The organism is Spirillospora sp. CA-108201, assembly GCF_050936235.1.
Lineage (GTDB): Bacteria > Actinomycetota > Actinomycetes > Streptosporangiales > Streptosporangiaceae > Spirillospora.
In genome coordinates, this window is sequence record NZ_JBNJNE010000001.1 from 9,436,437 (window position 1) to 9,463,158 (window position 26,722).

The window sequence follows — 26,722 nt, forward strand, 5'->3', positions numbered from 1 at the left end:
GTCATTCCCCTCCCTGCGGTGCGGCGGCCAGGACGCCCGGATCGATCCGGAGTTTGGCGAGGGCCTTGCTGGTCTGGCTCTTCACGGTCCCGACGGAGCAGCCGAGCACCGCGGCGACCTGCGGCTCCGACAGGTCCTCGAAGAAGCGCAGCACGAGCGTGGCGCGCTGGCGGTGCGGCAGCCGGCCGAGCGCCGCCCACAGGACGGCCTTGTCCTCGGCGGCGCCGATGCCGTCAGCCGGGTCGAGGACGTCCGGCGGCCGGTCCGTGGGCCGCTCGCCGCGCCAGTGCCGCCTCGCCCACGACGCGTGCGTGTTGACGAGGATCCGGTAGACGTACGGATCGGGTCCTCCTCGATCCGCCGCCACGCCCGCCACGCCTTGACCAGCGCCGTCTGCAGCAGGTCCTCCGCCTGCGGCCAGTCGCGGCACAGCAGAAAGGCCGTTCTGAGCAGCCGCGGCGACCGTTCCGTCACGTACGCCGCGAAGTCCGGTCGCTCCCGCATCCGACCTCCCAGTAGATCTCTCGCCGACAGTTACCGGCTGGACCCCCGAAACGGTTGCCCGGCGTCGAGGAGTTCGTCCGATGTGACGGGGTCGCTTGGCATTCGTCCACCGGCCGCCGCCGCACCCTGAGCCGGCCCTCACCTTTGGGGTCGGATCGGAAATATGCGATCGATGCATTTTGGGTGTTCGTGGGAGCGCTTGTATGCCGAGCGGCCCGAGGAGACCAGAGCGTGCGGGAGGCAGCGAACCGGGCATCAGTTGATCTTGGTGCTCCAAACCCGCCGACAGATTTCTCTGCCAGGTGGTCGAGCATGGGTAAATCGCCGTCAACGCCGTGGTGGTGCTCAACATCGCGGTGCTGGGCTACAACGCTCTGCACTATCCGTACCTCGAGAACGACGAAGGCACCTACGTCTCCCAGAGTTGGGCCGTGTTCACGCAAGGGCGCCTGGCCCCCTACACCTACTTCATCGACCACCCCCTGGGCCGGTGGATCCAGATCGCGGGATGGCAGGTGCTCGCCGGCGGCGCGGACGGCCTGTTCGGCGGCGGGATCGCGTCGGGCCGGATCTTCATGATCCCCCTGCACGCGGGGTCGACGCTCCTCGTCATCGCCGCCGGCCGCAGGCTCACCGGCAGCCTGTGGGCGGGCCTGCTCGCGGCCCCGGTCTTCGGCCGGTCCCCTTACGGGACCGAGTTCCACCGCCGCGTGCTGTTGGACGACATCGCGGCCTTCCGGATGCTGGCCGCGTTCCTCCTGCTGCTCTCCAGACCCCTGCGGCTCAACCGGGTCTGGCTCAGCACCCTGGCGCTGGCGGTGGCCGTCTGGTCCAAAGGAGATCGCCGTCACGGTCCTTCCGGCGATGGCGGTCCTGGCCGCCCGGCGGACCGCGCCGCACGCGCGGTGGCTCTCCTTCTGGACGCGGCTGACCCTGTGCCGTGGACTACATCATCGACCCCGAGGCGGCGACGAGCGGGCACGCCTGGACGAAGCCGGCGCGGGGGCCGGTCCCGGGTGCATGGGCCGCATTTGACGGGGACCCGGCGCGGTCGGACGCCATCGGGGGATCGTCGGGCCCGCCCGTCCGGACGCTCAAAAGTACGGTCGCGTCTGTACGAGATAGGGTCACGTCGTGGTGCGAGGGGATGTGGTCAGCGGCCGGTACCGGCTCGGCGAGGAGATCGGCCGGGGCGGGATGGGGATCGTCTGGAAGGCGTTCGACCAGTCGCTGGAACGCCAGGTGGCGATGAAGCGGCTCCAGGTCCCCGCCGACCTGGCCGAGGAGGACCGCGACGCCCTCAGGGGCCGGTTCCTGCGCGAGGCCCGCGCCGCCGCGGGGCTGGAGCACCCGTCGATCATCAACGTGTACGACGTCGTCGACGACGCCGGCGGCCCGTGGATCGTCATGCAGTACGTCCAGGGCCGCTCGCTGGAGCAGATCGTCCGCGACGACGGGCCGCTCCCCGCCGGCCGGGCCGCTCGGATCGGGCTCGCCCTGCTGGACGCGCTGGACTGCGCCCACGCGGCGGGCATCCTGCACCGCGACGTCAAGCCCGCCAATGTCCTGGTCGCCGACGACGGCCGTGTCCTCCTCGCCGACTTCGGCATCGCGGCGGTGTCCAACGCCACCGCCTACACCAGGACGGGCGGGTTCGTCGGAACGCCCGTCTTCATGGCCCCCGAACGATTCCGGACCGGCACGCCGGGCCCGGCATCGGACCTGTGGTCGCTGGGCGCGACCCTCTACATGGCGGTGGAGGGCCGTCCGCCGTTTCAGGCCGATGAACTGGAGGTCCTCATCGGCCGGCTCCTCATGGGAGACGACCCCGACTTCGTCCGATCCGGCCCGCTGAAACCGGTCCTGAGAGGGCTCCTGGAGAGAGACCCGGACAAGCGCTGGGACTCGCGGCGGGCCGCGCAGGGCTTGAAGGCGGTCGAAGACAGGCGAACGCCGACGAGACCGCTGGTGAGGGCGCCCGCAACGGGGAGGCGGGGGAAGGGCGTCCTGATCACCGCGGGTCTTCTCGTCCTCCTCATCCCTCTCGTCCTCGTCCTCGCCGGAGTCGTGAAAGGGGTGGGGGTCTCCTTCCGGGACTCGTCCGACCAGGGCTCGAAGGACGGGTTCGAGGCCGTTCCGGATGCCTGTGCCGTCGTCCGCAACGGCCCCGCCCTCAAGGAGACCCTGTCCCGTCCCGCCGTGAGCGAGACGTGGAACTGGGGCCCCTACCAAGACCATGGGAAGGTCGACGCCTGCGCGTGGAGCAACGTCGTCTCCGAGGACGCGAACTCCAAGACCGTCGACGGCACGCTCGCGATCCGCGCCTCCCTCCCTCAGAGATCGACGGTGGCCGACCTGCCGGCCTGGACCAAGGCCCCGGGTCTTGGAGACGCGGCGGTCCGGAAATCGTCACCCGGCGACGGAAAGACCGACTGGCACGTCGAAATGGTCATCTTCACCCTGCGGAACGCCGAGATAGGCGTCTACCTCAGCAAATCCCCCCTGAGCGGCAAGGACGACGAGCTGGGGACGAAGGCCCTCCAGGTCGCCGAAGTCATCGAGAGAGCACTCAGAGAATCCCTCTGAGCTTCAAGCGCGTCCTGCGACACGCGCCGGTCTACGGCGTGGTGGGGTGGGCGAGTTGTAGCCGTGGGGGTGGCGGCAGTGGTGCGGGGGCGTCCGTCTCCGGGGCGGTGTGGAACGCCTCGATCACGTAGGCGGCGAAGCGGCGGGACGCGGCGAGCCGGGTGTCGGGCGGTGCGTCCTGGACGCCCCGGTGGGCCATGAGCATGAGGACCAGGTCGTCGACGACGAATCCGGGGCGCAGGCGGCCGGTCTCCTGGGCGCGGCGGGCCAGGTCGGCGACCGCGCGCAGGATCCGCTCCCGATCGGCGGCGAAGTCCATGGCCTCAGGGAAGGCCGCCATGAACGCGTCGGCGAAGCCCCTGCTGAGGGCGTGCAGTTCGCAGATCCGCTCGACCAGGCTCCGGAATCCGTTCCACGGGTCCGGGTCCGCGAGGGCGTCGCGGACGATGGCGCGGCAGGCCCGCCGCTGCTCGGCGAAGGCCTCCACGATCAGGGCCTGCTTGGTCGGGAAGTGCCGGTACAGCGTCGCCGGGCCGACGCCCGCGTGCCGGGCGACCTCCCGCACGGGCGCACCGAGGCCCTCCTCGCCGAACACCGCGCGGGCCGCGGCCAGGACGCGGGTCCGGTTGTCGCGGGCGTCGGAGCGCCCGGTGTGAGGCAAACGGCCGGTCATCGCCTCTCACTTTAGCCAAACGGACGGGGGCGTCCGTTACGGTCCGAAGGCGGTGGCGCCGGCACGCCCCGGCACTCGGCCAGGTGATGTTTCCGGCCCGGGGGCGGGTTCGCCGGCGCCCGTGATCCGTTCACGCGTCGCCCGCGAGGAGCCAGGATGAAAGCCGTCGTGATCAGGAGATTCGGCGCCCCCGAGGGGCTGGAGGTCGTCGACCTGCCCGTGCCCGTCCCGGCCCCGGGGCAGGTGCGGATCGCCACGGAGGCCATCGGGGCGGGCGGTGTGGACGCCGTGATCCGCCGGGGGACGCTCGCCGCCCACGGCTTCCGGGAGGGGCATCTCCTCGGCAGCGAGGTCGCGGGACGCGTCACCGCCGTGGGAGAGGGCGTGGACGCCTCGTGGACGGGGCGGCGGGTGTGGGCGTTCACCGGCCTGGCGGGCGGGTACGCCGAGCAGGCCGTCGCCGCGGTCGAAGACGTCCTGCCGCTCCCCGACGCCCTGGCCTGCGCCGACGCGGTGACGCTCGGCGGCTCCGGCGTGGTCGCCCATTTCGCCCTCGACCGTGCCCGCCTCGCACCCGGCGAGGCGCTGCTCGTGCGCGGCGCCGCGGGCAGCATCGGCATCACGGCGGTGCAGCTCGCGGCCAGGGCCGGCGCGGGCGCGGTGGCCGTCACCACCTCGTCGGCGGAGCGCGGCGCCCGCCTTCGGGACCTGGGCGCGACCCACGTCCTCGACCGTTCCGGGGAGGGCGGCGGCCCAGGCGCGCCGTCCGGCTTCGACGCCGTGATCGACGTCGTGGGAGGTCCCGGGCTTCCTCAGTTCCTGGACCGGCTGAACCCCAACGGGCGGTTCGTGGCCGTCGGCGTGGTCGGCGGGCAGCCGCCGGAGGACTTCGGCATGCGGCTGATGGACGCCTTCCGCCGCTCGCCGTCCTTCGCCGCCTTCAGTTCCGACACCGTGCCACGGCCCGAAAGGCGGGCCGTGCGGTCGGCCCAGTTCGCCGAGGCCGCGAACGGCGTCCTGCGCACGGCCGTCCACGAGATTCTGCCCCTGGACCAGGCGGCGCAGGCCCACCGGAAGATGGACGCGGGCGAGGTGTTCGGCCGGATCGTCCTGACCCCCTGAGCCGAGCGGGGCCGGATGACCCGATGCGCAGAGCTTGCGGCTGTTCTGGAGTCCCGGACTGTACAGCGGGGGAGCGAACGGAGCCCCCACCGGTCAGAACGGGACAAACAAGGAGCAGAAGATCATGCGTGAGTACACAGACCCGATCGTGCTGACTGAAGGCGTGCGCGAAGGCTGGGCAGACCGCGAGACCGACCCGGCCGACATCGCCTGGCAGGCTCGGCAGGACGCGGCCCTGATCCCCTTCGAGGTGATCAACGGTCGCCCGGTCAACCCGTGCGAGACGACGCTCATCCAGCATGGCCGCAACCTGCTGGGCCGCTGGGCCGAGAACCGGACCGCCGACGCGCTCGCCTCGGTCCTGGACGAGTACGGTGACCGCTGGGCCCTCCTGGTCGAGCGGAACCGCGGACGCGGCTGGGGCATGGCCGGCGGCTTCGAGAACCTGGGGGAGAAGTCCTTCGTGCAGGTGGCGATCCGCGAACTGAGGGAAGAGACCGGCGTGGACCTGCGGTACGCGACGTGGCGGGAGACCCCGCCGCGCTACGTGCCCAGCAAGCGCGCCTCCGACGAGGCGTGGATCGTCACCGTCCTGTGCACGACGGACCTCGGAACCCTGAACCGAAGCGACTTCCCGAGGGCGGTCCCTTGGGACGACGCCAAGCAGGCGGCCTGGGTGCGTGCCAACACCTTCCAGGAGCTGACCACCGATCTGATGGCCTCCCACGGCGGCCGGGTGACCTCCGCCAACCACGTTGGCATGCTCACCGACTGGTTCGGGCGGGCCTGAGGACCGCCATCGAATAGGCGGGGCGGGCCTCCGACCCTCCTCACCCCACCGGGCATGCGGACGTGTGCCCGGTGGTGCGTCAAACGGCGTTCGGCAACGGCATTCACCGTTGCTCCGGACGGCGTCGCCGGCTTCCCGTTCTTCTGAGATAGCCGGCTGATCAACGCACCCCTCAGGGCCCGGCGCACACCGCCGGGCCCTGATCTTCAGAACCCGTGCCGGCGGCCGTCACTTCTTGTAGGGGGCCACCTTTTCGCGCAGTTCCCGCATGGTGTCCTGGAGGAGCTGCTTGAGCCGGTCGCGGTCGGCGCCGTCGGCGTCGGCGTAGTCGTCGATGTCGATGAGCCGCTTCTTCGTGGCGGTGATCGAGTTGAGCTGGTGGTCCAGCTTGACGTCGCCGAACCACGGGCTGCGCAGCATGTTCGCCATGTCGGTCCGGAACATCGCCACCAGGTCGTCGGGGTCGGCGATGTGGTTCTTGACCTCGGCGACGAACGTCAGCGTCGCCTTGCTGCCGAGGACGGCCTGCTGGAGCACGCCGTCCCCCGTCTTGCGGTCCAGCACGATCGTGAAGCTGTGCAGGACCGGGTCGCCCACCGGCTTGAACCGCACGTACTGCAGGCCCCCGCCGGACTTGATCCCGATGACGGGGCATCCCAGGTGCGCCATCGTGAACACCATCTCGCCGATGAGGGCCTCGTCCTTGCTCTCCCGCTCCTCGGCGCTGTTCTTGAACTTGTTGATCATCGAAAGCATGTCGGTCCTCCGGGTCAGGCGGCGAGGCGGCCGTGCAGGTACTTCGCGCAGGCCTGGGTGACGGCGGCGATGTGCTCCTGGAGGACGGGGTACTTCACCGTGTAGTGGTCGGCGAAGTACGGGTCCAGGTCCAGCAGCAGGGGCACCTGCACGTAGACGTAGCCGGTGGCGAGATCCGCGTCCACGGTGAACACGCCGGGTTCCCCGACGTCCAGGAAACCGCTCTTCACCTCGGACTTCAGCGCCTGCCACACCGTCCGCGCGTCCCGCACGTACTCGCCGTAGGCGATCGTCACGGCCGCGTGCCGGCCGAGCGTCCTGGCAGCCGTGACGGTGCCGGCCCGGTGCGTGAGCTGGAACATCAGGCGGTGCTTGCGCTCCCGGTGCTGGAACCGCAGGTAGTGGTGGTTGCCGTCGGAGTTCAGGTCGATGAGCGCGTTGCCCTGGGCGACCGCCGCGGTGATCACGGCGCCGACGAGCAGATCGTCGATCTCGCGGGTGTGGAGCTCCTCGGAGAAACGCTGCCAGCTGCGGTTGACCAACCGGCCGAAGACCTGGTCGAGCTGCTCGGTCACGATCACCTTCCGTCGCGGGGGATCAAGGAACCGAGGTGAGACTCCCGAACACCCCATCCGGTTTCACGGCATCCCGGTTCCGCCCGGGCCCGGCCATGGGCTCGGGGAAAAGAAGAGCGCGGGCGGATCCAGTGGATCGCCCGCGCTCGACCGTACGCCGGGTCCCCGTGCGGAGGGGACCCGGAAATCACTTGCCCGGCACCTCAGCGACTGCGAACACGTTCTGTCCGAAGCGCAGGGGCAGCCGGTCGAACGGCCGGCTCAGCGGAACGACCAGGCGGTCGTACAGCCGCACCTTCCGCGGGTCGGCGTAGTCGACCGTGCGGTCGACCATGAACCGGTTGAACAGCCCGCCCAGGAGGTTGACGGGTCGGCTGAACTTGACCCTCAGCCCGCCGGCGCGGAGTAGCGCGCCGAGGTCGTCCGGCGTGTACCGCACACGGCGGCCGGCCTCGAAGCGGTCGAAGGGGCTGTACAGCTCCGGGTAGCCGGCCTCCCAGATGATGAAACGGCCGCCCGGCACGACGACCTTGGCCAGGGCCTCGATCGTCTTGGCCTCGTCCGAGAGATGCCCGAGAACGTTGATCAGGAGCACCGTGTCGACGGGCTCGATCGCGGGACTGCTCGGGAGGTGCAGGCGCAGGACCTCGGCCTCGGTGAAGCGGCCACGCAGGTGGTCGACCCACTCTTGCTTCTGGTCACTCAGCACCAGGCGTTCGAGCTTGTCACCCAGCAGCTTCACGAGCCGCTCGGAAACCTCGCCCGTCTGTGCACTGACGTCGAACAGCGAGCGGCCGACGACGTACGGGGCCACTCGCGCGGCCTGGTAGTCGTGGTACCGGTCGGCGTCGCCACTGGACGTCCAGGACTTGACCGACCCGGCGTCCAGGACACCGTCGCCGTCACCGGCGGTGGGCTTGACCGGCTCCCTCTTCTCGATGAACGGGCGGAGAGAGTCCGGCAGAGGCACGCGTGCCATAGTGGTTCTCCCTTTCGTTTGAGTGCGCCCCGCTGGTTCTTTTACCGGCAGGGACACACATGCTTCCCCAATAACAGTCGGCGGTCGGCCGGCCCTGAAGCGCAACCCGACGCCGGAAATCAGAACCCGCCAAGCACGCGCCTGCGCGCCATGTGAGTACGCACGTGTGAACTTTGTACGTGGTGGACCCAGAGGTGCGGCAGGCGTTTACACTGCGTCTCAGCATTAGGGCTGTCGCCCATTCGCACTGATGGCAGGACGGGCGAAGGCGCCGCCCGGACCCCTCACTCGGCCGGTTCCCAGCCCTCGCGACGGCTCCGTCGAGATCGGCCTTCTTCAGGCGAGACGTCCGTCCACCTCGCCTGACGGGGGCCGTGCGGCGGTCGACAGGACATGCTCGACGGCCACGATCACGCAGGTCGTGAACTCCTACGCGCTCTTCAGGTGCCGTGGAGAGATCGTGGCGCTCGGATCGGCCAGTGCGTACACGGCGGCGATGCGCCTCGTGTACGGGACGGCGCGTCCGGCGAAGGATCCGATGAGCTCCGAGCCCGGTGAGGGCGCGGTCGGGCTGTCGTGGAGTTCGTCCTTCCGGTACGCGCGCGGCGCGGGGTCGTCGCCCGTGGCGTCGGACGCCGACAGGTTCGCACGGAACTCGTCCGGGGTCACATGGCCGATGACGACCACGTACGTCTTCGGGACGGTGGCGCGGTCGTCTTGTCGCCCTGCCGCGCCGCGCGCAGGATCTGCCCGAGCGCGTCGTCGGCAGGGGAACGCCGCATCACCTTCGCCCGCTCCTCCTCGACCATGAGGGCAGGGGAGCCGGGGCGCGGGTCGGGATCCTCGCCGGCGCCGTCGCCCCAGCCGGCTTCGCGGGCCATGGCCTCCGGCTTGCCGACGACTCCCGCACCCCGAGGAGGGGAGCCGCAGAGGATGTGACGTTCGGTGAATTCGCCGGAGACCCGCTCGAAGATCTCCATGGCCGCCCCGGTGGCGATCCCCTCGCGGCCGGCACCCCACGGGATCGCCCTAGGTGCGGGGTTCAGGCGGCCGCTACGGCCCGTCGCCGAGGTGGCCGCACTCAGCGCCGGAAGGCGGTCTCGCCCTCCGGCCCGCTGAGGACCGGATTCGCGCCTTACAGGCCACTCTTCCTCATCGCCGAGGAATGAGAAGCCCGCTGCTCCTGCATTCTTACCTGCCTGCGTCGTCTGCCCATTCCACAATGAAATCGAGTTCCGCGGCGGCGTCCTCGAACGCCGCCAGCACCGCCCGCGAGAACCTGTTCTCATACGGTTCGTCGCGCCGGGCGCGCGGAATCGCCTCTTCGTAGATCTCGTCGATGAGAATTCGCGCGCGCCGGAACGTCGAGCCCTTGCCGTGCTCCTCGTAGGCGCGCGTCCAGTCCGGCCGAGGATCTTCCGTGATCCGCCGGTCGATCAGTTTCGTGAGCCGCCTCGTGAGGGCGCTTGAGATGTCTCCGACAATGGCCTCCTGCTCGTCGGCCTCCGGCTCGGGACCGGTCCATCGGACGGGTTTCTGGAGCATCCGGTAGAGCGCGTACTCCAGCGCCGTCCGCAGGCTCGTCGCGGGACGCAGATCCCTGTACTCGTCGGTGTGCCCCTCGGACAGGCGCCGGGTCAGCGCCTTGACGCTGGACCAGTGCTTCTTCGGCACCTCGGAGCCGGGGGAGAGCCCCAGGGCGCCGCGCCACCGGATGTGGAAGACCCCGACCGCCTCGACGACCGCGCCCGTCAGCTGCCCGCTTTTGTAGACGGGGCGCGCCGGCCCCGTCTCGAACTGGACCGCCTCCTCGGTGAGCGCTTCGAGAAGCCCGTTGAGCTGCCGCATCGTGCGCAGGGACGCTCGCGGCCTGGCCGGATCGACCCTTTCGGGATCGAGAACCCGGTCGATCCCCCCGACGAAGAAGCGCGCCTCGTCCAGGCGCCGGCGCAGCACCCGCTCGGCCAGTCCGAGCTCTTCACGGACCTCGCCGAGCACGTTCTCAGCCGACCCGAGGACGTGCCGTTCGCGGTCGGAGAACGAACCGAGGTTGTCGCCCCTGACAAGGTCGAAGTGGGTGAACAGGAAGAACAGCTTCTCGCCGTTTCCCGTCGCGGCCGCCGTCCGCATCACCGCGACCGGCGCCGCCTGCATCGGCTGCTGGGCGTTGTCGACCAGCACGACGGCGTCGACCTCGTCCAGGCGCTTGCGCAGAGGGGTGGAGACCTCGGCGATGGAACCGGGCGTGTGCCCCAGCCCCTCCCCGTCGACCAGGACGAGCCGCGCCTCATGCTCAGCCCAGACCGGGCGGAACGGCCCCGCGACCCGGATGCCGTTCACCAAGGGGGTCAGGAGCCGCCCGAAGAACGCGGCCCGGTTACTGGAGAACCTGGTGATGACGCTGAGGAACTCGGCGCGGTCCGCGCACTCCCACGTCCAGGACACCGGCCACCCGTCCGCATCGCGCCGCAGGTCGCCTTCCCCCAGCAGCGCGTACCGGTTCTCGACGGCGTGGAGGAACGCGTCGACGATCCGCTCGCAGACGTCGGAGCGCCGGACGCGCGTTTCGAGCTCGTCCTCGATGTACTCCTCAAGTGGTCGGTCGTCCTCCCCGGTACCGGCCGCGTTCCGGATGGCGGCCAGCTGGGCCTCCACCACGTGCCTGAGGGCGCGCACCGCGTTCTGGACGAGCGCCGTCGTGCCCGGATCCGTCGCGCGGGCCGCCGGCGTGGCCGCCTGGGCGTCGTCCAGCTCGTCATCGTCGAGGTCGTCGACGAGGTCCGGCCCCGTGTCAGGGAGGGCGGCGCGACCGAGCAGGTAGCTGAACCGGTAGCGCTGGCTGACATGGTCGAGCAGCCGGTTCTGGATCACCTCCTGGGGGCGGCTCTCGAACGCCGCCCGCGCGGCCTCCCAGACGTTGTCGCGAAGGTGGTCGGCGATCTCGTCGCGCCCGGCGAAGGTGACGGCGGCCCGGAACGGCCCCGCGCCCGTGAGGACGATCTCGGTGTCGGCCACGGTCGTCTTCGCGGTCGAGGTGGAGGGGAACCGCTCGGTCTCCGGATCCGTGCCGAGCAGCTGCCGGACGACCGTCGTCTTCCCCGCCCCGGTCGTGCCCAGCAGAAGCACATGCCGATATCCCTCGGCCGCCCCTGGAAGCGGCAGCAGTTCGTCCCGAACGGCGAGAAAGTTCCTTTGCGTGCTCCGCTCGATCTCGTCGCCGGAGGCGGGCCGCTCGGTGAGCTGCCATTGCTGCTCGACCGCGTCCGCCAAGTCGGCGGGCATCGGCCAGTGACCGACGATGTGCGGGGCGGGCACAGGTTCGGCGAGCGGAACGGCGTCCGCCAGTTTCCAGTGGATGAGCCGCCTGTCAGCCCAGGGCCCGCAGTCGCATGCCCTCCCCTCGCACACGTCCGCCAGCCGAGCCACGGCGATGATGGCGTTGCGCTCCCGGCCAAGGGCGTCGAGGTTCTCCGGGGAGCGTCCGGTCAGCCGATTGGTCAACCGCTTCAGATCACCGTCCATGTACGAGCCCGCGCAGATCGCCGTCCAGCCGCGCTGTTCCGTGCCGCTCTGACGGCTGTAGACGGTCTGATGGCCTTGCGCGATAGCCCACGCCGCCGGCTGAGGGACGGTCAGTGCCCAGGAGAGCTTCGACAATTCACGTCCTCCGGTAGAGGTCCCGAACCGGAACCAAAGAATGTCCGTGGCACGTGGGACGCCCAGCCACCACCCCCGGTTGCCCAGCACCCCAAAAGTCCAGGGAAACCTCGGGAAAGCACGCCCGGACCAGGCATAAGCAGCAGCCGAGAGCGACACACATGCACCCCGCCGGAGGATCAGCTCGCCCAGTCCAACGATCCCGATGTCCGTGCCGATAACGGCGCAGAAGAGCAGGCCCCTGACGGGCTGGCGGAGCCGCCTACTGAGGAAGGGCTTGGCGTCGTGCCTGCCCACAGCGACGCCCCAGTGCAGTTCGAACCCGTGGACGCGGGGGGAAGATAAACGTCGTTTTACTCGAGCGCAAGCTCGAACGGTGATGAGCGCGCTATCGCTCGACAGGAGGTGCGTGAGAGACCTTTGACGCGTGCGGTACTACTCGCTTCGAGAGGAAATGGCTAAGCAATCTCAAGTTGCACGCGTGGCCGCAAGGACCATTTTTGACCCCGAAGTCGTGTCAGGTCGACCAAAGTAGACCGCAAGCAATTAAGCTCCGAAGAATGGTGAGGTGGTCCGAAGAGAAAGAAAGATAGCCTGGCCTTGGAAACTGCCTTCGGTCTTGAGTCTGGCAGGAACGCCTCAAGACCGATGCTCTCCCTAAGGCGTCAATGAGCCGTTGAACGGATCCGGCGAAGAAGAGTGCGCCACTCATCCTCGCTGAACTCCAGGATTGGCCCGGCACCTTCAAGCTTGGTGTCCCGGACGCCGACCGTGCCATCAGCGGCGCGACCGGCCTCGATGCATCCACCGTTCGGTTCGCTGTGGCGTGACTTGCGCCAGCCATGGAAGTTCTTGGTCATGCCCTCGATCCTGTCTGGTCGGCGAGCCTGTTGGCTACCTGATCGAGGAAGGTCATGCTGTTATCTCGGGACAGGGCAGCCGCCTGCAAGCGATCGTAGATTCCGGTGTAGCGTGCCACCTCCCCTCGTTGAGTTAAGACCAGGTCAGTGGTGACCGTGTCGATCACTGCTATTGGTGAGTCGCCCGCTTCTGCGAAGGTGTAGAGGTAGAAGGCTGACTTAGGGAGGAAGCCTCCCGGGAGGACGGCGTCGTGCCGCAGCACACGAACGCTGATCCGCTCCACCTCCGAGACCACTCCGATCATGTGCCGTAACTGAGCGATCTTCGCCTCACGCGGTACGGCCAGCCGGTGAATCACGCACTCGTCGAGGACGGTCTCGTAGGAGGGACCGTCCGGCCGAAGCAGTTCACTCTGCCGGCGCATACGCGCTTCGGTCATGCGCTCCGGAACGTAGTCGAGTTTGCCCTGGCATCTGTCCAGGTCGACAAGCGCAGCGATAAATTCCGGAGCCTGCAAGACGGCAGGCATTACGGTCTGGTTGTACTCACGTACGGTTTCGGCGTTGTACTCGAGGTCGGCGTAGAGCTTCTGGCGGGGCCCCATGGAGACTCCGTAGCGATCCCACCAGCCCTTCTGCGCTGCCTCGCGCGCGAGTTGGAGAAACCGGTCGTACTGGCTGCCGCTGATGTCGAGGGCGTCGAGCATGTTCATGATCTCGGCCAGGTCGGGGCGGATCTGGGCGTTCTCCAGGCGAGTGATCTTCGTACGGGAGTGGAAGACGAGGCGGGCGAGACCGTCGGTGGTGAGCCCGCGGCTCTCACGAAGTTTGCGGATCTCGGCTGCCAGCCGTCGGCGGCGGACGTAGGGGCTCGGCATGGCCGTCCTCCCGATATCGCGTCGGACGCGGTTCGTGCTGATCGCTGACTCGGTGCAATCGAACGTTGCCCGGCAATAGTAAAGTCGCGCCCCGACAAATTTCCGCCACACCCAAGCGGGGTCGGAAGTTCGCACGTGCGAAAATTGGAAGTTGCAGCCTTCGTCAGTCCGATTCGGTCGAAAACGACCGCTTCGTAAACGCCCATTCCTGGGCGTCCCGGGCACGCGCGAGCAGGCCAGAGGAGTCGAGTCGCCTCTTCCTGGTATTAACAGCGGCCGTCGCGACACCGAGACAGGGTCGACAGAGGCGTCACGACCCCTGCGGCCCGTACCGCAACGATCGCAACCGCGATGAACGGGTTATCAGCGTTGCCGACACGTGCGGCCGATCAACCAGCTGTCCTACTTAGGATGGTGAAGAGGCCGAAGCGGAGGCCTCGTCACGCCGCGCCGCAAGCCACTCCTCGGTATAGACAGTGACCTCGTCAATGAACTGCTCCAGCCCGGCCCGATCGAGGTCCATCTCAGCGACAAGGTAGAGCAGGATGAAGACCTGGGCATGCAGAGTGGCCGACACGTCCTCCGGGACAGTGTCCTTAAGCAGGGGTGCGTCGACGGCACGGCGGACCATGTCCTCGGCAACGAGTGGATCGATCGGGATCGCGTCCTCGGCGGCCGCGATCCGCACGTCGGCGACGAACCGAACGAGCTGACCCGCGAAGTAGGTCGGCGCAAACTTTCGACGTACCGCAACCTCGAACGCGCAGAAAAGCAGCGACATGTACCCGGCCGCCGTCTCGTCGTCCACCTGTATCTCGTCCTGCAGAGGCACCCACGCCTCAGGCCCCTCCAGCAGGAAAGACCGCAACGCGAGAATATTCTCCTCACCGATATGAACTGCAGAGTAATCCATTAATTGAGTAGCTCCTCTGCGAGTGAGCGGGCACTCTGCAGGAATGCCTCGAGTTCGACCGGAGTAAACTGCCTCGCGCCCACCATTGCTGACAGCATGACTATCTGGTGGCCAAACTTGGTATCTGGATCTGCTTCAATCATTGTGCCCTTGCCAAGGAAATCGAGTAGCATGCTCTCGCCTAGCTGGGGGTTGATCAAATGAGAGGAATCGTCACTTCTTTCTCGGACTTGAGCCACGAAGTCGATAATCTGGGACGTGCTCGCAACTTCGCCGTTCTTTATAAAATGATGCTGAGCTGCATTGATAAAGGCGGCACCGACAAGTGCCGTGTAAAAAACGTTGGCTTCGTTGGAGTCGAGTTGATCCAATAGCCTCAGGTGTTCCTCGCGGTTTCCTTTAAGTTGAGCCCTTAGAACTGCTACTTGCTCATCAGTGATCGGCATGCTCTCTCCTTCTTGTTCGTCGTGCAAGGTTGAGGCCAAGGCGAACAACTTCACCCAAAACGATTGCCGTCCCCACGGCGCCTAGCAAGACATCGCCCGACTTAATACTTTGATCAGGTGCCTTTATGTGATCAGTGTTAGGGTGTGCCGCACATGACTGGCCTGTGGGTTTTACTCGGTCAAAGTTCTTGAGGGCCGGCTCGGTGAATGTCTTTCCCGAGTCTTTGGCGTTTTCTGCTTTAAGTAGGAACTTCCTCAGAATATCTTTGCCCGGAGTCGGATTGTCCGGGTCTCTTTCTTGATAATCGCGAGAGGCTCGGTCGTCTTCGGGGCGACGGAGTTCGCCGCGGCCAGGGGTCTCTGTGTCGGCGTCCGGGTGGTCTGGTGGGACCGGTCTTCCGTCGCGGTCGAGGGTGATCGTGACTTGCCCGGCGAATCGACTTGGTTCTATGTCTGTCGATTCTTCTTCGTGAGGCGCTAGTTCGGTGTCGGATTCCTCTCTTTCGCCAGACTGTTCGGCCTCGCGATCGGGCGGGGTAGTTTCGTCGGTGGACTCGATGGACTCCGGGCCCTCGGCATTTCTACCATGGGCGTCGCTCTGTTCACCGGTTCCGTCGTCGGTCTTTGGCTCTGGGGGTTCGGTGCCCTGGTCGGTCGTTTCGGGGCCGACAGGGGACGCTTCGCGGCCGGGTTCGGGACCGGGCGGGTCGGTCTCAGCGGCGGGCTCGGTGGGTTGGCCGACCTCTGCGCCTGGCAGCGTCCCGTCCTTCCCGCCTTGAGTCTGGCCGTCGGCGGGCGGTGAGGCGTCTGCTGGCGGGTCGCCGCTGTTGTCGCCCGAGTCGGCGGAGTCCTGCGGGATGAGCGGTTCGTGCTCCTGATCTTGCGGGCGCGGTGCCTCGTGCGACGGGGGCTCCGCCTCTGCTTCGGGGACCGCAGGCGCGGGCTGGTCGCGACCGCTTGACCCCTCGCCGTCGCCGGACCCGTCGGCGCCGCTGGAGGTGTCGCCGTCGCCGATAGTGCTAGGCGGAGTCTCGGCTCCTTGGGGCTGTGCTTCCGGTCCGCGCTCGTCCGACCCTGCGTGCTCGCTCTGCGGCGGGGCTCCGCGGTCACCGATTTCGCCGGGGCTTCCTTCTCCGGGGCCGTTGGTGGTCTGGGCGTCCTGGAATACGGCTCGCCGCTCTTCCGCGGTTTCCAACTGGCCCTCTCGGGCGGCGGCGAGGCTTGCCCGGCGGGAGCCGGGCGGGAACTGGGAAGCCTCGGCCGGGCGGGTGCCCGGCTGCCCGGAGGACGCGGGGTCGTCGGCGGCACGGCCGCCGTCCTGCTCTTCCGCTTTGCCTGGCTCGGGCTGCTCGGTCTTGGAGCCGCGGTCGTCGGTGCCGCGCTCGCCCTCGTCTTGCCGAGGGTTCTCGGGCTTGGGCCGGCCGGGCTTCTCCGCTTCCGGGCCGCCGTCGCCGGTCTGAGCGGGATCGTCGTGGTCGCGCTCTTCGCCCGATGGAGAGCCGACTTCGGTCTTGCCGGTCTCTGGTTCCTTCTCGGTCTTCGGCTCGGCCTCGGACGGAGGGTCACCGGGAGTCTGCGGCTTCTCCGTGGCCGGGCCGGTGGAGGAGGAGTCCGTGGAGGATCCGTTGGGTTGCGCCTCGCGGTCACCGCGTCGTTCGGTGCCGGCTTCCGGCTGACCCGGAACCGGCTGGCCTGCCGCCTTGTAGCTGTCCAGACGGGGTGTGTCCGATGTGCCGGGAGCTTCGGCCGGGGGCTTGTCGTCGGTGCGTGGCGGGGTGGGCTTGTCGGGGGTCTCGGGACCTTTGCCCGGCCCGCCGGAGGGGGTGTCCATGCCCACGCTTGCAGCCCTTTCATCGGGGGAAGGCGAGCCGGTCGGCCAGACGGTTCGCCGGGTGCGTCCGTGGCGTGCGGGGCCAACGCCGGATCACACCGGCCCCTATGTAATCGCGCACGTGCGAACTTTGCACGTGCCGATATCCCGCATACATCCTCCTGGTGGGCGTATCGCGCGACTGTATGCCGGGCTTCCGTTGATTCGTCTACTTGCCTGGACGGGCCGGGACGCTGCGGCATTCCATGGCGGGCCATTCAATCGTTCCGTCAATGCGGCTTTCATGCCGATATAGGACGTTTGAACGTTTGGGAGTCGTCCGGGCCCGCCACGTCCCGAAGGTGACGGAGCTCAGGGCGGACGGCTTCCGCGCCGGTCGCCCCGGCCCCCCGGCCGCGTTCTCCCGAGGGCCGATCCGGCCGTCCGGGCAAGACGGGCACGGAGTGGCGCGACCACCGACGAGGCAGACCTTTCCTCGCCGCTTCACCCGCAGGTGAGGGCCGAGGGCACGCGAACTCCGCACATGCGGAGATCGGACGTGCGACCGGCACTTGTGCTAAATCCCTTGCCGGAGCAGGTAGCGCTTGGATCCTCCGTGTTCGGATGGCGGCTGAGTGTGACGATGTGCGTGTGGAACAAGGGTTGACCCCGTAGATCCGCAACGACCATGTCATTGACGACCCGAGGTGCTCTGATGTCCCCGACGATGCTCCCGGCAGCGCAGCCGGCGCCGCTGTGCTGGCGGCGCTCCTTCCCCGGCGGTCCCGAGCAGGCCCGCAACGCCCGCCGGTTCGTAGGTTGCCTTCTGGACGGCTGCCCCTTCCTCGACGACGTCCTGCTCGCCGCCGACGAGATGGTCGTGAATGCGCTGCGGCACACCAAGTCAGGCCAGGCGGGCGGCTCCTTCACCCTCCAGGTCGTGCGGGACGGCGGCCTGGTCGCTGTCTCGGTCACCGACCAGGGCGGCCCCGGCGAGCCCGCCGCGCTGGACGCCGCCGAGCTGGCCGAGTCCGGCCGGGGCCTGCGCACCATCTCGCTCACCGCCGCGAGCTGGGGATGGCACGGCAACGGCGAGGGCCGGACGGTCACCGCCGTATTCGCGGGGGAGTGGGCCGCGTGACCGAGCCCGCCTCCTGGACGCACGACCAGGTCCATCTGCGCGTCCACGCCGCGATGACCGCCGCGATGCGCGCCGACCCCCACTCCATCGACGCCGCGCTCGTCCAGACCGGGAGCCTCGACTCCGCCAGCCGGGAGTTCGTCGCCCGGTCACGGCGCCTCGTTCTCGCCTGCACCGCCGCGCTGACCTGCGTCCTCGCGGCCCATCGCCCTGGCGAGGGCCCACAGGGCGAACCGATCTGCCGTGGCTGCGGGACGGCCGAGTGCCGGACACTGCGCGGCCTCGCCCACGTCCTCGCCGCCTACAGCGTCCGCCCGGCCCCTGTCGACCGGGCCGAGGCATGGCGACGCGCGGACGCGCATTTCTGGCGCGGCGGCGGCCCCGTCCCGCTGATCATCGAGGACTTCCCGGACGGGTTCGTCGCCCGCGCCGCCGACGGCCCAGGCGACGAGCCCGCCCCGCTACTGGTCATCGACCGGCGCACGGGCGCCCTGACCCGCTGGCCGTCCCTGCCCATCGACACCCTCGCCTGCGAATACGCCCGCTACCGAGCGGGCCTCTAGGGGCCCGGGATCTGCGCGCTGCCGCCCTGCGATTCGTCACCCCGACACGCGTTCCAGGAACACAGGCCGCTGTCTCTCCCCCCGGAGCCCTCCACCGCCCGCGACGTCGCGGCGGCAGCGCCGAGGCGCAGGCTTAGGCGACGGGGCTGTCGGCACCATGGGCCTGCTCTTGCGGGTCGGCGGGGCAGGAGTTGATGCTGGGGAGGGCGCCGGTCAGCAGGTAGCGGTCGATCTGGGTGGTCGCGCAGTGGTTGCGGAGGTAGGCGGTGTGGCCGTCGCCGTCGTAGGCCAGGACCCGCGAGCCCCGGATGCCGCGGCTCAGGCTCTTCGCCCATTCCAGGGGCGTGGCCGGGTCGTGGGTGTTGCCGACCAGCAGGACGGGCGGTGCGTCGCGGATGTGCACCGGGCGTTGGGGATCGGCCGGGCGGACGGGCCAGCCGATGCACCCGGTCGTCATGTCCCAGAACTCCGACGTCCCGCCCATGTGCGGAGTCCGCCGCCGGATCGTGTGCTCACGCCTGCGCAGCTCTCCGAAGCCGGACACCTGTGGGTCGATGTCCTGGCACAGGATCGCCCGGTAGGCGGCCGTGCTCGCCGGATCGTACAGTGCCTGGTCGCGCATCTGCCCCAGCAGGGAGGCGTCGTTCCCGTCGGCTTCGGCGATGCCGCGCGCGAGCCCCTGCCCGAACTCGGGGAACAACGTCAGCATCGCGTAGACGCCGTAGCGCAGTTCCTCGGCCGTCAGCGGCCGACCGCCGGGGACGGGCAGGGGGCGGTGGGCGGCCCTGTGGACGAGCGCGTCCCATACCTTCGCGACCGGGCGCCCGTGCAGTGCGCAGTCGGCTGTTCGCGCGCACCAGGCCGCGAACCGGTCGAAGGAGTCCTCGACGGCTGACGCCGCCTGACCCACCATGCGGCGCGACGGAATGCCGTGGTCGACGACACCGTCCAGTGCCATGGTGCGGATTCGGTCGGGGAACAGGCGCGCGTACTGGGTGCCGAGCATGCTGCCGTACGACCGTCCCAGGTAACTGACCTTCTCTTCGCCGAGGGCGGCGCGGACGGCGTCGAAGTCACGCGCCACGCTCACGGTGTCGACGTGCCGGATGAGCGGATCGCAACTCTCCCCGACCGCCCTGTTGCGGGCCACCATGCGCTCGTATTCACGTTCGGTGCTCGGGAACTGTGTGACGTCGGGGTCGTGCACGGGCAACTCGCAGACGATCTGTTCGCTGCCGCCGACACCGCGCGGGTCGATGCCGACGATGTCGAACCGCTCACGCAACCGGGGTGAGAAGAATCGCGGCGCCCAGTCCCGGACCAGGTCGGCGGCACCCGTTCCGGGGCCGCCGGGGTTGTACAGCAGCGTGCCGGCCTGTGCCTTGGTCGCCTTCCGGCGGGTCACCGCCAGCGAGAGCTTCCGGCCGCCCGGGCGGGACCAGTCCACGGGCACCGTGACGGTCCCGCACTCGGCGCCGGTGTTCCCGCAGGCCCGCCAGACGATCGTGCTCGCCGCCGCGCTGCCGGGGACAGCCGTCAAGGGCGCAATGGTGAGGGTGAAGGCCGCCAGGAGAGAAGGTCGCTTCATGCCCATCGATCTTGCTGATGCGGCGCGGCCGGTGCATCGGCTGGACGGTCGCGTCCGGGACCGCGGGCATCGGCCGTTCGGACGAGGGCTCGTGCCAGAAGAAGGCCACTGCGCGTTACCGTTCGACGGAGCCCACATTCCCCGAGGAGTCGCCGTGATGCCGCCGAGGTGCTTCATCTGTCTTCGGACCCGCAGCGACGGGGTTCCGATCTCGTCGTTCGAGACCGTCTATTTCGCGCTCACGCCGGAGGAGGAGGCGGTTCGACAGGAGCAGTATCGAGAGGGCTGGGTCGGTCATCCTCCTGAGGTGCTGTGGTTCTGCGACGAACACGCCGTGCTGGGCAAGGAGCATTCGCATCTGCACTGGCGAGAGGCGCAGGAACTGCTGGCGCGCCGGCGGGGCCTGCCCGGCGAGGCGCGCTGAGATCGTGCACCGGTCATGACGGCCGGTGGCCGGGCGCCGCCGGTGGCCAATCGGTTCGGTCGAGCTCAAGGAAGAGGCCGCTGAGCCAGGTGGGGCCGGTCTTCGGGATCACGCGGATCGTGACCGGTGCGCCCTTCGTCCGGAGGGTCGGGAACGCGCCCGGCGGGGCGGACCGGGAGAGGTAGGCGAGGCCCTGGCGCAGGAAGGCGCGCGGGCCCGGGTCCAGGTGGCCCGCCCACGGCGGCTCGGTCTCGCCGCGCAGCCAGGCGTAGCAGGCCATCGCGTAGCCGAACTCGGGCTCCGTCAGATAGCCGAGCCGCGAGTAGCCGTCGTTGCGGGCGGCGTTCAGGGTGCGCTCGTCCAGGTCTCCGAGGGGCTGGACGGAGAAGCCGCGGGTCGCCCCGCCGAACCGCAGCGCGGCGTTCGTGCTGAAGACGCCGAACCCGAAATAGACGGTGAGCAGGTCGGTGAGCCGTTCGTGGTCCCTGCGCTCGTGGGTGATCCGCTCCTCGCCGAGGAGGCGGACGTGGCACAGTTCGTGCGCGATCACGGCGATCAGATAGGCGGCGTCGGACGCCTCCGTCACGTCCAGCCCGATGACGGCCCGGCCGTCCTCGACGTGGTAGTGCCCTACCGTGCGCCTGCCTCCGCCCGCCGCCGGGTCCTCGCCCTCCCGGTCGAACAACTCCACGATGAGTTCGGACCTGTCGATCCCCATCAGCTCGCACGTCCACGCGACCACGTCGTCGATCTGCGCCGGTGTGCCGGTGTAGCTCGCGGACCGCAGATCCGGCCTGGCCAGGACGATGGGACGCGTCACCGGGTCGCGGCCGAACTCCTGGAGGAACCAGGCGATCGACGCCTCGATCCACGCCTGGTGCGCGACGCCGACCGGGCAGTCGGTGCGGACCGCGGGAGACCAGGGCGGGAGCGTTTCGCGTTCCTCGTTCATGAGGCTTCCTGACGGTCGTCTTCACGCGGCCCGTCGGCCGTTCAACGGTTTATCACGCACCCCGATTCCACAGTCGATACTGGCCGCAAATGGTCGGGGGAATGGCGCTGTCCAGAAGTCGGGTGCCTCGCATACGGCCACGAGGCTCGTCTCCAGACGCGAGAGCGCGCGGATCGGCCCGGTGGTCCGCGCCGTGCACGTGACCGGTGGGCTGGACGCGATGCGGGTGAGGGGCCCCTTCGAGACCGCCGCCGCGCCGAGCGTCCTCGTCGTCTCCCGCGGCACTTCCTGACCGCGGTCGGCCTTCGCGGCTCCGGCTCCCGCCGGCGGGTGGTCAATCGATGGTGCGCTTGGTCATTCCTTCGGCGGCGGGGTCGATTCCCCAACTGAAGACGGTGTGCGGGTGAACGCGGATGATGTCGCCGCTGAACCGGGTGCCCTCGGCGACGGCGGCTTCGGCGCGGCCGCGGATCTCGATGCCCCGCACCCGCCACGGCGTGACGGAGGCCAGGTCGTCCACGACGAAGGCGACCTGGTCGTTGTGGCGCAGGTTCCGGTACTTGCGGGACGTGGCGAGGTTCCAGCCGCCGATGTCGATCGTGCCGGTCTCGGCGTTGTAGTCGAATCCGACCGGGTTGTTCTGCGGATCGCCCTTGGGGCCGACGGTGGCGAGGCGGCCGAGGCGCTGGGTGGCGAGGTATTCGCGTTCGAGGTCGGTGAGGCTCATGCCCTCCAGCCTGCAACCTCAACCGCGGCTGAGGTCAAGCGAGGCGATGACGCCGCGGAGGCGGGGCGACATCTCGTCCGGGAGCGCGTCGAGCGGCCACCAGCGGGCCTCCAGGATCTCGGCCGCGTCCAGGTCGAGCCGGCCGCCGACGACCCGCGCCGCGTAGTAGGCCTCGACCCGGTGCCGGAAACCGCCGGCGACGTGCAGCGGCGGCACGGTGACCTCGACCTCCAGGGCCGTCTCCTCGCGGACCTCGCGCGCGACCCCGTCTTCGGGCCGCTCGCCGGCGTTGACGTATCCGCCCGGCAGCCCCCAGGCGCGGTAGGCGGGCCACAGCCGGTGCCGGAGCAGCAGGATCCGCCCCTTCTCGTCCTGGACGACCCCTCCGGCGTACACCAGGAACGTGTGGTGCCGGAGCCGCGCGAGCCGCCACTGCGCCCGCCCGCTCAGCCGCCTCCACACCGGCGCGGCCAGGACCCCGAGACGGGCCCGCGCGCGGAACGGGATCCTCATCTGCGCGATGCTAGCGGGCCGCGCGGGCCGCGCCGCCGCCCCCGGCGACGGGTTGTGACTCTGGCCACACCGCGCCGGATGCGGGAGCTTCGGCGGCCTGCCGGTTCGTCCCAGAGGAAAGCCGTGTACGTAGATCGGGGGACGATGTGACCACGACCGCCTTGGACCGTGCCGGGACGGACGCCGACGCCGCGCCCGCGAGCCGGCGCGGCGCGCACGTCCGCCTGCTCCGCAAGATCGGCGTCGGGATCGCGGGCGCCGCGCTGATCGTCGCGGGCGTGGCCATGCTCGTGCTGCCCGGTCCCGGCATCGTCGCGATCCTCGCCGGACTCGGACTCCTCGGCACCGAGTTCCCGACCGCCCGCCGCATCAGCGCCGGCGTGAACGGCCACGTGCGCGCCGCATGGCACCGGATCCGCGGCGGAGCCTCCCGCCTCGGCCGCAAGGGCTGAACTCCTGGCGCAGCGCGGCGCGCGGGGAGGCGTGGTGCGGGACGGGCCCCTGGGGTCAGGGGGAGGCATTCGGGAATGGTTGTGAGATCTTGGGGTCGGGCACCCTGAGATTTGTCTGTTTTGAATAGCAATGGCGGATCATGCCGAACAAAGTTGATCAGACTTGAGCTTGGCGCAATGGCGGCCCGGGTATATGACGGAAGTCACAATTCGATACGTCGCCCCGGAGTGTGCCGATGCGTCTGCCCCGCCCCTGCCTGGTCGCCTTCGGCGCGGCGACCTTCGCCGCCGCCTCACTGCTCGGGTCCGGATCCGCCTCCGCGGCCGGGCCCGACTACGTCGCCCTGGGCGACTCCTACTCCTCCGGCACGGGTGCCGGGAACTACGATCCGAACAGCGGAACGTGCCAGCGCAGCGCCAACGCCTACCCGAACCTGTGGGCGGCGTCGCACGCGACCTCGTCGTACAAGTTCGTCGCCTGCTCCGGCGCGACGACCACGACCGTCGCCAGCGGCCAGCTCGGCGCGCTGAGCTCGTCCACGACGCTCGTGAGCGTCACCGCGGGCGGCAACGACGCCGGGTTCGCCGACGTCATGCAGACCTGCGTCCTGCAGTCGAACGCGTCGTGCCAGAGCAGGGTGACGCAGGCCGAGACCTACATGAAGAACACGCTCCCCGGCCAGCTCGACTCGCTGTACGGCAAGATCCGCGGGAAGTCGCCGTCGGCGCGGGTGGTGGTGCTCGGGTACCCGCGCCTCTACGTCATCGTCGACTGGTGCGCGGGGCTGGGCAACACCAAGCGCACGGCCCTGAACCACGCCGCCGACACCCTCGACACCGTGGTCTCGGCCGCCGCGGGGCGCGCCGGGTTCACGTGGTCGGACGTCCGGGACGAGTTCTCCGGGCACGAGCTGTGCTCCGGCGACGACTGGCTCAACGCGGTCACGATCCCGATCGGCTCGTCCTACCACCCGACCGCGCTGGGCCACCGGTCCGGCTACCTGCCGGCGCTGACGGGCTCGGCGAGTCTGGCCCTCCAGAAGCAGACCTGACCGGCGAGCACCGCGATCGCGCCGGCCATCAGCATCGCGCTCACCCACACGGGCGAGCGGTAGCCGAGGCCGGCGCCGATCGCGGTGCCGCCGAGCCACGGGCCGAGCGTCCCGCCGACGTTGAACGCCGCGGTGGCGAACCCGCCGGCCAGCGTCGGCGCCGCGGAGCCCTGCTCCAGGACGCGTGAGATCAGCGCCGGGCCCGTCCCGAACGCCAGCATCCCCTGGACGAAGACCAGCGCGACCACCGCCGCCGGGTTCCCGGCCGTGAGCGCGAGGACGGCCCACCCGGCGGTCAGGGACGTCATGCCCGCCGCGATGAGCGCGGCCGGATGCGCGTCGGCGATCCGCCCGCCGATCGTGACGCCCGCGAAGGACCCGGCGCCGAAGAGCGCCAGCAGCGCCGGCACCCAGGCCGAGCCGAAACCGGCGACGTTCGTGGCGAGCGGCGCGAGGTAGGTGAACGTGCAGAACGTCGCGCCCTGGAACAGCGCGTTGACGGAGAGGGTGAGCAGCAGGCGGCCGTTGGCCAGGGCGCGCAGTTCGCTGCGGGCGCTGCCCGCGGACGGGCGCTCCTCCGGGATCGCCTTGGCGATCGCGACGACGGCGGGCAGCGAGACCAGCGCGACCGCCCAGAAGGCGGCCCGCCACCCCCACGCCCCGCCGAGCAGCGCGCCCGCCGGGACCCCGGCGACGCAGGCGACGGTGACGCCGCCGACCACGACGGACGTGGCGCGGGCGCGGGCGGCGGGGGCACGAGAGCGGTCGCGGTGGCGAGCGCGACGGCCCAGAACCCGGCGTTGGCCAGGGCGGCGGCGACGCGGGTCGCCAGCAGCACCGCGTAGCTGGTGGTGAGGGCGCCGGCGACGTGGACGGCGACGAAGGCGACCAGGAACGCCAGCAGCGCGCGGCGGCGCGGCCACCGGCGGGCCAGCAGGGTCATGGACGGGGCGCCGACCACCATGCCGATGGCGAAGGCGGAGGTGAGCAGGCCGGCGGCGGGGATGGACACGCCCAGGTCCGCGGCGATGCCCGGGACGAGCCCGGACAGCATGAATTCGGAGGTGCCCTGGGCGAACACGGCGAGCCCGAGGACGTAGACGGCGAAAGGCAAGGAGAGACTCCCGAGACGGCGAACAGGTCGGCTGTCGGTGGGGGGCTGCGCCGAGACGGCCGTCCGGCGTCGGCACGGACGGCGATGGCAGAGAAGGATCCCTCGGATGCGAGGGCGAGGAAGGCAGCCCGCCTCAGGCGGCCCGCGCTAGGGGGAGCCGCCCGGGAGTCAGCGTCTGTCGGACTCGGGACTGGACATGGCCATGAGGCTAGCAGGGCTCCGGACGGCGCCCGTACAGAACATTATTCTGCCATGGCAGAATAATGTTCTATGAAGGAGGCCGGACGGGAGCGGATCCTGCGGGCGGCGCTGGAGCTGTTCGGGCGCGACGGGGTCGCCGGGACCACGCTGAGCGGGCTCAGGACGGCGAGCGGGGTCAGCGTGGGCAGCTTCTACCACCACTTCTCCGGCAAGGAGCAGGTGGCGGAGGCGCTGTTCGTCGAGAGCATCGGGATGTACCAGGACGCCTTCCTCGCCGAGCTGAAGTCCCATGGCGGAGCGCGGGAGGCGGTGGCCTCGGTCGTGGCCTTCCACGTGCGGTGGTGCGGGGAGCATCCCGGCCGGGCCCGGTTCATGTTCACCGAGCGCCCTGCCGGGAGCGAGGGGCTGGCCGAGCGCAACGGCGCGTTCTTCCGCGAGGTGCGCAGCTGGTGGCGCGTGCAGGCGCGGCACGGCGGGCTGCTCGACGTGGACGCGGTGACCGCCTTCGTCCTGTGGCTCGGGCCCGCGCAGGAACTGTGCCGACTCTGGTTGAACGGCCAGTGCCCCGAACCGGACGGCGGGCAGGTCGCATCGCTGAGCGAGGCCGCATGGCGGTCGGTGGGAGGTCCTCATGGTGGTTGACGCGTGGATGCAGCACGGAACGCTGCGGTTCCTGCGGCACGAGATGCTCGACTCGCTCTGGAGGTGGACCGGGCAGGAACCGCCGTCGGAGGAGGTCCCCGTCGGCGCCACGGTCGCGGCGATGGACGCCGGGGGAGTGGACGTCGGACTGATCAGCGCCTGGTACGGGCCCGAGGGCGACCTCGTGAGCAACGACGAGGTCGCGTCGTTCGTCCGGCAGGCGCCGGGCCGGCTCGCCGGCATCGCCTCGGTCGACCTGCGCAGGCCCATGGAGGCCGTGCGGGAGCTGAGGCGTTGCGTGGGGGAGCTGGGCTTCAAGGGGCTGCGCGTGGTGCCGTGGCTGTGGGAGCTCCCGCCCACCGACCGGCGCTTCTACCCCCTGTTCGCCGAGTGCGTGGAACTGGGCGTCCCGTTCTGCACGCAGGTCGGCCACACGGGGCCGCTGCGCCCGAGCGAGACGGGACGGCCGATCCCGTACGTCGACCAGGTGGCGCTCGACTTCCCCGAGCTCGTGATCGTGGGAGGGCACATCGGCTACCCGTGGACGGAGGAGATGGTCGCGGTGTGCCGCAAGCACCCGAACGTCTACATCGACACGTCCGCCTACACGGTCCGCAGGTACCCGCCGGAACTCGTCCGCTACATGACCCAGGAACGGCACCACAAGGTCATGTTCGGCACCAACTACCCGATGCTGACCGCCGAGCGGGCGCTCAAGGGCCTGGACGACCTCGGCCTGGGGGAAGACGCGCGGGAGGCGTTCCTGGCGGGCAACGCCCGGAAGGTCTTCCGCCTCTAATTGAT

General features: G+C 69.7%; 27 protein-coding genes and 2 pseudogenes. 10 read left to right on the plus strand and 19 right to left on the minus strand.

All coding sequences use genetic code 11. The features are described from left to right. Nucleotide 1: 1 nt before the first annotated feature. Together ACQEU6_RS44950 and ACQEU6_RS44955 are read right to left on the minus strand one after the other, a co-directional pair. A complete protein-coding gene (locus ACQEU6_RS44950) occupies nt 2-367 on the minus strand; it encodes a SigE family RNA polymerase sigma factor (protein ID WP_499339916.1) in 366 nt (121 codons plus the stop codon). Nucleotides 368-405: 38 nt separating this feature from the next. After that, nucleotides 406-504 (minus strand): annotated as a pseudogene (locus tag ACQEU6_RS44955) (SigE family RNA polymerase sigma factor); the annotation flags it as partial. Nucleotides 505-1,638: 1,134 nt separating this feature from the next. Here ACQEU6_RS44955 and ACQEU6_RS44960 point away from each other — a divergent pair. After that, nucleotides 1,639-3,090: a serine/threonine-protein kinase gene (locus ACQEU6_RS44960; RefSeq protein WP_499339917.1), complete on the plus strand. Its 1,452-nt coding sequence runs from the start codon at nt 1,639-1,641 to the stop codon at nt 3,088-3,090. A gap of 31 nt (nt 3,091-3,121) precedes the next feature. On the opposite strand, the gene ACQEU6_RS44965 is transcribed toward ACQEU6_RS44960, so the two are convergent. Continuing rightward, nucleotides 3,122-3,763 carry a TetR/AcrR family transcriptional regulator gene (locus ACQEU6_RS44965; protein ID WP_499339918.1) on the minus strand — a complete coding sequence of 214 codons (642 nt, stop codon included), beginning with the start codon at nt 3,761-3,763 and terminating at the stop codon, nt 3,122-3,124. Nucleotides 3,764-3,919: 156 nt separating this feature from the next. Here ACQEU6_RS44965 and ACQEU6_RS44970 point away from each other — a divergent pair, with 156 nt between their 5' ends. Together ACQEU6_RS44970 and ACQEU6_RS44975 are read left to right on the plus strand one after the other, a co-directional pair. Further along, the gene (locus tag ACQEU6_RS44970) at nt 3,920-4,885 is read left to right on the plus strand and encodes a zinc-binding dehydrogenase (protein ID WP_499339919.1); all 966 of its coding nucleotides are present in this window, start codon (nt 3,920-3,922) and stop codon (nt 4,883-4,885) included. Between the two features lie 124 nt (nt 4,886-5,009). Continuing rightward, a complete protein-coding gene (locus ACQEU6_RS44975; protein WP_499339920.1) occupies nt 5,010-5,675 on the plus strand; it encodes an NUDIX domain-containing protein in 666 nt (221 codons plus the stop codon). 228 nt (nt 5,676-5,903) lie between these two features. On the opposite strand, the gene ACQEU6_RS44980 is transcribed toward ACQEU6_RS44975, so the two are convergent. The 11 genes from ACQEU6_RS44980 to ACQEU6_RS45030 form a co-directional block, all read right to left on the minus strand. Then, nucleotides 5,904-6,431, minus strand: a complete 528-nt coding sequence (locus tag ACQEU6_RS44980; RefSeq protein ID WP_499339921.1) for a hypothetical protein — start codon at nt 6,429-6,431, stop codon at nt 5,904-5,906. Between the two features lie 14 nt (nt 6,432-6,445). Continuing rightward, entirely contained in the window at nt 6,446-7,006 is a 561-nt protein-coding gene (locus tag ACQEU6_RS44985) for a hypothetical protein (RefSeq protein WP_499339922.1), read from the minus strand. A 187-nt stretch (nt 7,007-7,193) separates the two neighbouring features. After that, nucleotides 7,194-7,985 (minus strand): class I SAM-dependent methyltransferase, encoded by a 792-nt coding sequence (locus tag ACQEU6_RS44990; RefSeq protein ID WP_499339923.1) that lies wholly within the window; start codon nt 7,983-7,985, stop codon nt 7,194-7,196. Between the two features lie 429 nt (nt 7,986-8,414). After that, nucleotides 8,415-8,654, minus strand: a complete 240-nt coding sequence (locus tag ACQEU6_RS44995) for a hypothetical protein (RefSeq protein WP_499339924.1) — start codon at nt 8,652-8,654, stop codon at nt 8,415-8,417. Further along, nucleotides 8,651-8,965, minus strand: coding sequence for a hypothetical protein (locus ACQEU6_RS45000; protein WP_499339925.1), 315 nt, complete (start codon nt 8,963-8,965; stop codon nt 8,651-8,653). Before ACQEU6_RS45000 ends, ACQEU6_RS44995 begins: the two co-directional genes overlap by 4 nt. A 211-nt stretch (nt 8,966-9,176) precedes the next feature. Then, nucleotides 9,177-11,486, minus strand: a complete 2,310-nt coding sequence (locus ACQEU6_RS45005) for a P-loop NTPase family protein (protein WP_499339926.1) — start codon at nt 11,484-11,486, stop codon at nt 9,177-9,179. 821 nt (nt 11,487-12,307) lie between these two features. Further along, on the minus strand, nt 12,308-12,502 hold the full coding sequence (locus ACQEU6_RS45010; protein WP_499339927.1) for a DUF397 domain-containing protein: 195 nt from the start codon (nt 12,500-12,502) through the stop codon (nt 12,308-12,310). Then, nucleotides 12,499-13,380: a helix-turn-helix domain-containing protein gene (locus ACQEU6_RS45015; RefSeq protein WP_499339928.1), complete on the minus strand. Its 882-nt coding sequence runs from the start codon at nt 13,378-13,380 to the stop codon at nt 12,499-12,501. Before ACQEU6_RS45015 ends, ACQEU6_RS45010 begins: the two co-directional genes overlap by 4 nt. A gap of 406 nt (nt 13,381-13,786) precedes the next feature. After that, nucleotides 13,787-14,293, minus strand: a complete 507-nt coding sequence (locus tag ACQEU6_RS45020; RefSeq protein ID WP_499339929.1) for a hypothetical protein — start codon at nt 14,291-14,293, stop codon at nt 13,787-13,789. Further along, a complete protein-coding gene (locus ACQEU6_RS45025) occupies nt 14,293-14,739 on the minus strand; it encodes a hypothetical protein (protein ID WP_499339930.1) in 447 nt (148 codons plus the stop codon). Before ACQEU6_RS45025 ends, ACQEU6_RS45020 begins: the two co-directional genes overlap by 1 nt. Continuing rightward, nucleotides 14,726-16,576 (minus strand): hypothetical protein, encoded by a 1,851-nt coding sequence (locus ACQEU6_RS45030; protein WP_499339931.1) that lies wholly within the window; start codon nt 16,574-16,576, stop codon nt 14,726-14,728. The genes ACQEU6_RS45025 and ACQEU6_RS45030 overlap by 14 nt, the downstream gene beginning before the upstream one ends. 688 nt (nt 16,577-17,264) lie before the next feature. Between ACQEU6_RS45030 and ACQEU6_RS45035 the strand changes: the two genes are divergently transcribed. Continuing rightward, a complete protein-coding gene (locus ACQEU6_RS45035; RefSeq protein ID WP_499339932.1) occupies nt 17,265-17,690 on the plus strand; it encodes an ATP-binding protein in 426 nt (141 codons plus the stop codon). Continuing rightward, complete coding sequence (locus ACQEU6_RS45040; RefSeq protein ID WP_499339933.1) at nt 17,687-18,253, plus strand: SUKH-4 family immunity protein; 567 nt, start codon at nt 17,687-17,689, stop codon at nt 18,251-18,253. The genes ACQEU6_RS45035 and ACQEU6_RS45040 overlap by 4 nt, the downstream gene beginning before the upstream one ends. A gap of 133 nt (nt 18,254-18,386) precedes the next feature. Here ACQEU6_RS45040 and ACQEU6_RS45045 read toward each other — a convergent pair whose 3' ends face one another. Continuing rightward, nucleotides 18,387-19,793 carry an alpha/beta hydrolase gene (locus ACQEU6_RS45045; RefSeq protein WP_499339934.1) on the minus strand — a complete coding sequence of 469 codons (1,407 nt, stop codon included), beginning with the start codon at nt 19,791-19,793 and terminating at the stop codon, nt 18,387-18,389. Nucleotides 19,794-19,839: 46 nt separating this feature from the next. On the opposite strand from ACQEU6_RS45045, the gene ACQEU6_RS45050 reads away from it, so the two are divergent. Beyond that, on the plus strand, nt 19,840-20,265 hold the full coding sequence (locus ACQEU6_RS45050; protein WP_499339935.1) for a hypothetical protein: 426 nt from the start codon (nt 19,840-19,842) through the stop codon (nt 20,263-20,265). A gap of 13 nt (nt 20,266-20,278) precedes the next feature. On the opposite strand, the gene ACQEU6_RS45055 is transcribed toward ACQEU6_RS45050, so the two are convergent. The 3 genes from ACQEU6_RS45055 to ACQEU6_RS45065 form a co-directional block, all read right to left on the minus strand. Beyond that, nucleotides 20,279-21,217 (minus strand): hypothetical protein, encoded by a 939-nt coding sequence (locus ACQEU6_RS45055; RefSeq protein ID WP_499339936.1) that lies wholly within the window; start codon nt 21,215-21,217, stop codon nt 20,279-20,281. 334 nt (nt 21,218-21,551) lie between these two features. Further along, on the minus strand, nt 21,552-21,944 hold the full coding sequence (locus tag ACQEU6_RS45060; protein WP_499339937.1) for a PPOX class F420-dependent oxidoreductase: 393 nt from the start codon (nt 21,942-21,944) through the stop codon (nt 21,552-21,554). Nucleotides 21,945-21,962: 18 nt separating this feature from the next. Further along, on the minus strand, nt 21,963-22,457 hold the full coding sequence (locus ACQEU6_RS45065; protein ID WP_499339938.1) for an NUDIX domain-containing protein: 495 nt from the start codon (nt 22,455-22,457) through the stop codon (nt 21,963-21,965). A gap of 146 nt (nt 22,458-22,603) precedes the next feature. Between ACQEU6_RS45065 and ACQEU6_RS45070 the strand changes: the two genes are divergently transcribed. Beyond that, the gene (locus tag ACQEU6_RS45070; protein ID WP_499339939.1) at nt 22,604-22,909 is read left to right on the plus strand and encodes a PGPGW domain-containing protein; all 306 of its coding nucleotides are present in this window, start codon (nt 22,604-22,606) and stop codon (nt 22,907-22,909) included. Between the two features lie 236 nt (nt 22,910-23,145). Further along, on the plus strand, nt 23,146-23,961 hold the full coding sequence (locus ACQEU6_RS45075; protein WP_499339940.1) for an SGNH/GDSL hydrolase family protein: 816 nt from the start codon (nt 23,146-23,148) through the stop codon (nt 23,959-23,961). Here the strand turns inward: ACQEU6_RS45075 and ACQEU6_RS45080 are convergent. Next, nucleotides 23,907-25,075, minus strand: a pseudogene (locus tag ACQEU6_RS45080) (Cmx/CmrA family chloramphenicol efflux MFS transporter). The gene ACQEU6_RS45075 and the pseudogene ACQEU6_RS45080 overlap by 55 nt on opposite strands. Before the next feature lie 270 nt (nt 25,076-25,345). Here ACQEU6_RS45080 and ACQEU6_RS45085 point away from each other — a divergent pair. Further along, nucleotides 25,346-25,918: a TetR/AcrR family transcriptional regulator gene (locus tag ACQEU6_RS45085; protein ID WP_499339941.1), complete on the plus strand. Its 573-nt coding sequence runs from the start codon at nt 25,346-25,348 to the stop codon at nt 25,916-25,918. Further along, complete coding sequence (locus tag ACQEU6_RS45090) at nt 25,908-26,717, plus strand: amidohydrolase family protein (RefSeq protein ID WP_499339942.1); 810 nt, start codon at nt 25,908-25,910, stop codon at nt 26,715-26,717. The genes ACQEU6_RS45085 and ACQEU6_RS45090 overlap by 11 nt, the downstream gene beginning before the upstream one ends. Nucleotides 26,718-26,722: the final 5 nt, after the last annotated feature.